The 6217-nt window shown below is 72.8% G+C and carries 6 protein-coding genes; 1 reads left to right on the top strand and 5 read right to left on the bottom strand.

The window, feature by feature from the left end; all coding sequences use genetic code 11:
* A partial coding sequence (gene tpg / locus Scani_RS38030) for a telomere-protecting terminal protein Tpg (RefSeq protein ID WP_218039244.1) occupies window positions 1–594 on the top strand: 594 nt, incomplete at its 5' end.
* 31 nt (window positions 595–625) lie between these two features.
* Here the strand turns inward: tpg and Scani_RS38025 are convergent.
* Genes Scani_RS38025 through Scani_RS38010 form a run of 5 tightly spaced genes read right to left on the bottom strand, consistent with a single transcriptional unit; the run spans window position 626 to window position 5771 of the window.
* Entirely contained in the window at window positions 626–1756 is a 1131-nt protein-coding gene (locus Scani_RS38025) for a hypothetical protein (protein ID WP_246295935.1), read from the bottom strand.
* Window positions 1757–1775: 19 nt separating this feature from the next.
* Complete coding sequence (locus tag Scani_RS38020; RefSeq protein WP_174872659.1) at window positions 1776–2519, bottom strand: AAA family ATPase; 744 nt, start codon at window positions 2517–2519, stop codon at window positions 1776–1778.
* A complete protein-coding gene (locus tag Scani_RS38015) occupies window positions 2516–3733 on the bottom strand; it encodes a TnsB C-terminal domain-containing protein (protein WP_246295636.1) in 1218 nt (405 codons plus the stop codon). The genes Scani_RS38020 and Scani_RS38015 overlap by 4 nt, the downstream gene beginning before the upstream one ends.
* Before the next feature lie 60 nt (window positions 3734–3793).
* Window positions 3794–4336, bottom strand: coding sequence for a hypothetical protein (locus Scani_RS42380; RefSeq protein ID WP_246295637.1), 543 nt, complete (start codon window positions 4334–4336; stop codon window positions 3794–3796).
* Window positions 4290–5771: an AAA family ATPase gene (locus tag Scani_RS38010; protein ID WP_159471947.1), complete on the bottom strand. Its 1482-nt coding sequence runs from the start codon at window positions 5769–5771 to the stop codon at window positions 4290–4292. Before Scani_RS38010 ends, Scani_RS42380 begins: the two co-directional genes overlap by 47 nt.
* Window positions 5772–6217: the final 446 nt, after the last annotated feature.

Below are 6217 nucleotides of genomic sequence, written 5' to 3'. Positions count from 1 at the left end.
GCCGGCCCTGCCGGCTGGCCGCTTCGAGAGGCGGACGTGGGACAGATCGAGCAGGGTTTGGAGCGCGCGTTGCGCACCCGGTCTGTTCCCTCAAGCACCGAGGCCCGCCTGCGTTTTCTGCTGGCAGCGCTTCGGGGTTCCACCCAGAGGGTGGCCACCGTGCTGGGGGTGTCGCAGCGCACCGTGCAGCGGTGGGTGACGAAGAAGCCAGGAGCACGTCGTCCGCCGGGTCCGATGCAGGTCCGGGCGATCGAGGAAGCGGTCCTGGCTCGGTGGCAGCCCCGGATACGAGCCCGTCGGCGTGCCCAGGCCGAGGCGGAAGGCTTCGTCTTCCATACCAGGGCGCGATTCGGGTTCGCCGCGCCAGCAGGGTCTTCGGATGATCCGCGGGTGCGGTGGATCACCCAGGACCTGCCGGGAGAGGTCGCCCGGGAGCTGTTCGCCGCCTGGGATGCCGGCGCGGGCGAGCAGCAGCAAACGGTGATCCTGGCACGCGCGCTGGGCCACGGCTACTTTCGCGAAGGGGGCCGCCGGGCCCACGGTCTGCACATCGCTTTCAGCGACGTCGAGTTCGCCGACTTCTCGATCGGCTGAGGCTGATTCTTCGAGCGACCGCGTCAGGGGTTCAGCGTCGCGAGGTCCTGACGCGGCTGGCCGGCGTCGCTTCGTACCTCTCGGCTTCCTGCCGCTCGCGCCAGTCCCACTCCACACGGCCGACCGGGCCTTTGCGGCGGGCCGCGGGCGGCTGTGGCGGGCGCAGCCTGGCCGTCTCCGCCACGCGCAGCAGGTGCCCACGGTCGCCTGGCGCGGCGAGCAGCTCCTGCTCCTCGCTGGATACCAGCCGGGCGAAGCAGGCCGCAGCCCGCAGGAAGACGCCCGCCCAGGGCGGTACGGGGTAGGCGGCGCAGCCGTCGGTGTAGCGAGCTCGGTCGTGCAGGGCGAGCGTGGCCGCGGCGTCGTCGTAGTCGCCGGGGCGTGCGGTGGCGGGTTGCTGGAGGGAGGCGCCGGTGGTCAGTGCGGCGGCGACGGCCGCGGCGAGGCGGGGATGTGCGGTCGCCGCGTGCAGCCGGTGGGCGACCTGCTGGGCGATGTGCGCGGTGAGCGGAGCGGGCGGTGGGCGGTGCCGGAAGACGATCGGGGGCGGCGTGCACGGGGCGGCGCAGGGGCTGGGGCTGTCGTAGGAGACGAGGCGGTCCAGTGCGGGCAGGGTGAGCCAGCGGTCTGCCGGCCCGGCGGGTTCGTCTGCCGGCCCGGCGGGTTCGTCTGCCGGCGGGGGTTCGGTGATAGGCATGCCGTAGTAGTGGCGGCGGGCTGCCTCGAAGTCGGCGGTGAGGGCGTAGTCGGCCGTCCGCAGGGCCTGGTGCAGAGCGGCGGGAAGGTGAGGGCGGTGGCAGACCAAGGTCAGGTGGATACCGGTGAGGGCATGTAGCTGTAGCAGGCGCATCGTGCGGCGGGCGGTGAGGCGGTGGGCGCGCAGGACGGTCAGCCGGGTGATGGGAAGGGCGGTCATCCAGGCGGCAGCGGCTTCCCAGGCGGGCTGACGGCCGCCGGGAAAGCGGCCCGGGAGCAGGGGCGGTTTGCCCAGGGCGACGAGAAGGTCGTGGGCGAGGCCGGTTTCGCTGGTGGTGCCCGGGCCGGGGTGCAGGGTGATCCGGCCGGACGGCGGATGGTGGGCGGCCAGGGCGGTGTGCGTGTGGATCGCGTCGTCATGGCGGTCGATGACCACAGCGATAGGCCGGGGCGCAGCGAGAGGCATGGGCATGGCGGTGTGGTGGTCAGGCGAGGCGGCTGAAGGCCCGACGCAGCAGCTCCTGGTCGACGCGGGCGCGGCCGGTGCGGGCCAGTGCGGTGCGGGTGTGGGCGGTCAGCTGGGCCCAGGCGCGGAAGTTGCCGTGCGCGGCGTGGCTGTCGGCGAAGGTGATGTCCTCAGGATCAGCGTCGGCCCAGACCGGGTGGAACAGAGGGATGACGTCGAGGACCTCGCTGGGGGTAAGTCGGGTGAAGTGCTGCCAGATGAAGATGCGGGAGGAGAGCATCGGTTCACGGCGCAGCACGGTGTGGCAGCCCTCCCCGCCGACGAAGATGACCGCGAGCTGAGTGGCGGGTTCGTCCCACAGGTAGCGGAAGTATTCGAACGCCTCCCCGTTGAGCCACTGGGCCTCGTCCACGAGGAACGTGCGGGGGCGCTCGGCCAGGGCCGTCTTCAGCAGCCGGTCGAACTCGCTGGGGTGGCGCGGCGGTTCACCGGCCAGATCGAGAGCGGTGAACAGCTCGTAGCGCACCGCGCGGGCCGTGGGACGGGCCCGGAAGGTGACCCGTCGGACGTCCTCTACGGGTTCGAGTTCGTGCAGGCACGTGTTGACCGCGAGAGTCTTGCCAAAGCCGGCGCCACCGTGGATGCACATCATGGCGCGCGCGGCGACGGTGTCGGCGATGTTCTCCCGGGCGGTGAGCAGGGCCCGGGTGGTGACCACGGACGCATCGGGCAGGTCGACGTACTGGTAAGTGGCCGCGGTCACGAGGCGTCTCCTGCGGGGTGGGTGCCGGGCTCCGGCAGGGTGTCCGCTGGCTCGGCTGGAGCGGGGACGGGTGGAGGTGACGCGGTGCCGGCAGCGAGGGCGGGCGGGGTGCGCCAGTGCGCTGGAGGCGGGGCGGGCGGGATCAGGTCGGGCAGTGCCAGCCGTGCGACGTCGGTGTAGTCGGCGGCGGCGAGTTCACGGTCGGCCTGGGCGGCCGTGACGGCTCCCAGCCGCTGGGCGGGCTCCGCGCTGGTGGTGGGGGCGAATCGCTGGCGGCGCAGGCGTTCGGCGGCCTTCGCGTCGGCGCGCAGGCGCCGGGCGCGCTCCGCACGTGCCTCGCGCAGCGCCTGCAGTTGCTCGGGGGTGGCCGCGTCCGCGAGGTGCGCCGGGCCGAGGTGGCGGCTTCGGGCGTCGCAGACCTCGATCTCGTGGTCGTGGTGCGGCATGTAGCGCACGCGGACCTTGCGGCCGGCCTGGCCGGTCATCCACGCGGCGGTGTAGGTGCGGCCGCGCCAGCTCACGCCGTGGCTGGTCAGCTTTCGGGGCCGGCCGTCGTCCTTGAGGGTAAAGGCCCACAGGTCGGCGGCGGGGATGTCGGTGACAGGGGTCGGATCGGCCTGCCACGCCTCCAGTGGCGTGCGGCCCGACAGGGCTTTCGGGCGATGCGCAGTGTTCCACCAGTTCATCCACGCCAGGACCTCCGCGGTGAAGTCCTGGAACGACAGGGCGGACACCGCCCCTGCGGTACGTCCGCGCCGCTCCGAGCGGGGCCCGGTGGGCCCGGCGGTGTAGCCGGGCAGGGCGGCGAACAGCATCCGGTCCGCAGCCCGGTTGAGGCTCTCCACCGTGCCCTTCAGGTGCGGGCTGTAAGCGGGCAGATCCTTGACCGTCACGCCCATCGCGCCGAGCGCGGTGGTAACGGCGGCCGACAGGAAGTCCTTGCCCCGGTCCACCCTCACCAGCTCCGGCACTCCCCCGGCCGGGCCGTAGGGCTCATCCCGCACCACTGCGGCGCGCAAGGCGGCCAGTACCGACGCGCGGGAGGGATGGCCCGGGGTGACAGCGGTACCGGTGATGACCTTGGTGGCGGTGTCGATGAACCAGGTGATCCACGGGCGCACCAGGTCGCCGTCGGCGTCGACCAGCAGCGGGGCCTGGACGTGGTCGGTCTCCCAGGCGTAGTTGCGCCATGACGCCGGCCGGTTGCCGAACACGTCATGGGCGCGTGCTGCCTCCGGTCCGGTGGCGAGACCGGCGCGCTCCCCGCCGTCAGGTCACGGCGCAGCGCGCAGGAACGTCGACAGGGACGGGAGCGGATCCAGCAGCGGCACCTGCGACAGGGCTGCCCCACCCGGAACAGCCACGATGTCCGGCGGGACGGGCGCGGCAGTGCCGGACGTTTGCGCGCGTACACCTCCGGCCTCGGCTGCGGCGCGCTCCATGAGCTGGCGGTGGACTGCGGAAGCGTTGCCATGCCAGTACGCCAGCAGCACCCGGATCTCCGCGGTGATCTCGAACCGGCCGGTGCGGCGGGCTCCGGGATGCGCAGCCGCCGCCGGGCTCTGGGATGCCTCGGCCAGCCACCGCCACACAGTGCGCTCCGATGCCCCCAGGCACTCCCTCGCCAGCCGCACGTGCTGCCGCGAAAGACCGCCCCGGGCCCGCAGCGCCAGCAGGCGACGCACTGCGGGCGCCCGCAGTGCAACCAGCGACTGCTTCCCGAGCACACCGGCCGGATTCCCCGGCGGTGGCAGCCACTGCCCTCCCGCGTCAACGTCGTGGCCACCGTTGGTGTCCTGCGGTCCGTTGTCCGTCATCGCGCTGTTTCCCTCCTCGCCGAACGGGATGAGGCTCTCTGCCGTCGGAACCGGTGTGCCCCGGGCACGTGAGAGGGCCGTCATGGGTACGGGCCGAGCCGGGCGCAGGCCTGGTCGATCGCCTCCCGCCCCACACCGCACCGGGGTCACGGCCCCGGGCTGCGCAGACATGCGAGGTGATCTTCGCCCAGGTACGGAAGTTGCCGCGGGCGGTCTGCTCATCCGCCCGCCCCAGGTCGACCGGGTCCGCGTCCTCCCACACCGGGTGGAACAGACCCAGCGTCTGCGGCACGTCCTCCGTGTCGAGGCGGCTGACCTGGTGCCAGGTCAGGACCCGGGAACGCATCGCCGCTGCCCGGGCCAGCGCCCGCTCACTGCCCGCCCCGCACAAGACCAAGGCGGCCGCACAGCCCGGCGAGTCCCACAGCTGCCGCAGGTAGTCCAGCACCGGCGGTGACAGACGCTGCGCGTTGTCGAGGAACAGCACACCCGGCTCGGCCAGCGCCTCCGCCAGTGCCTGGTCGGCCGGTCCGGCACGGTGGGTCAGGGACCCCGACGGCAGCCTCAGTGCCTCGCACAACGCGGCCCGCACCTGCGGCAGGCCGGGCCTGACCCCCACCACCGCCCGCCACACCGGCACCCGACCGGGCAGCAGATGCAGAGCCTGCTCGACCGCGACCGTCTTCCCCAGCCCCGTGTCCCCGTACACGCAGCCGATCCCCCGCGCGGCGACCGTGTGCCCCACCGCCTCCACCACCCCGGCCACCTGCCGCGTGGACACCGACCGCGCCCCCGGCGCGTACAGGCGCACCCCACCGGACACCCGGGTACGCGAAGCGGTCTTCACCGCGCCGGGCCGTTCCTCACCACCCGTACCGGACGGCATGGCGTCCGGGCCGTCCACGACCGGCGGACCGTTCGCACCATCTACGAAGCCGAGTTCGGCCGGTGCCCGGTCGTACCGGCTCGGCTCCACCCGGCCCGACGCCGCGCGGGCGACCTGAAGCACCCGGCCCGCCCGCAGCTCGTCCTTCACCGCACGGTGCAGCGTCGCCAAAGACGGCACAAACTCCGCCTCCCAGTGCTCCAGCACGCCCTCGTCCTGCGCCCGGAGCATCCTGCGGCGCAGCTCGGCGACGTTCCCGCCGGCCTGGGTGAGCACCTCCCACAAGGCGTCGCCCACCACGAACCCGCCCTGCCGCGGCCGCGCCTCCACCCGCCCCTCGCGTCCCTCGGCCAGCCACCGCCACACCGTCCGCTCCGTTACCCCCGCCAACCCGGCCGCGATCCGCACGTGCAACGACGACAGACCGCCCTCACCCCGGTCCACCGCCAGCAGCCGCCGCACCACCACCGCCCGCTCCACCCGCCCGGCGTCCGCCGAACCAGCCGGACCCTGCACCGCCTCCCCCACCGGGGTCTGTAAAACCGTCACACGGCCAACCCCACCCGCCCCGGTCACCCACCCGTACAGAAACAGGCAAACCCAACACAGCTGGACCGCGACCTGCTCACCACACCGTGACAGCCACCCGGTCACCCCATGACAGCAACCAGTTCCACGACCCGGCCCCGTGGACCGCTGTCAGCACCCCACCCCGCTGACATCTCCCTGTATTGACCCTGGCTCATCTACGGAAAACACCTGCATGCCAGCAGTGGTGGCAACTACCATCCCGGCTCAGCACGCCTCACGTCCGACCGGTCAAACGGCGTCTGCGACAAGAAAGCGTCCCAGCGCCTCTTCGCCAGTCGGAGATGGGGCACTGGCAGTCAGCGACGTATCCGGTGGAGGCGTCGGTCCAGTATTGGCTTGTGGCGTCCGGGCCGACTCTCCAGGATGTGCTCGCATGTTCGGGCTCCTGCCGCGAACTCGGCGCC

Source organism: Streptomyces caniferus (assembly GCF_009811555.1).
Classification (GTDB): Bacteria; Actinomycetota; Actinomycetes; order Streptomycetales; family Streptomycetaceae; genus Streptomyces; species Streptomyces caniferus.
This window is presented reverse-complemented; position numbering and strand designations above follow the sequence as displayed.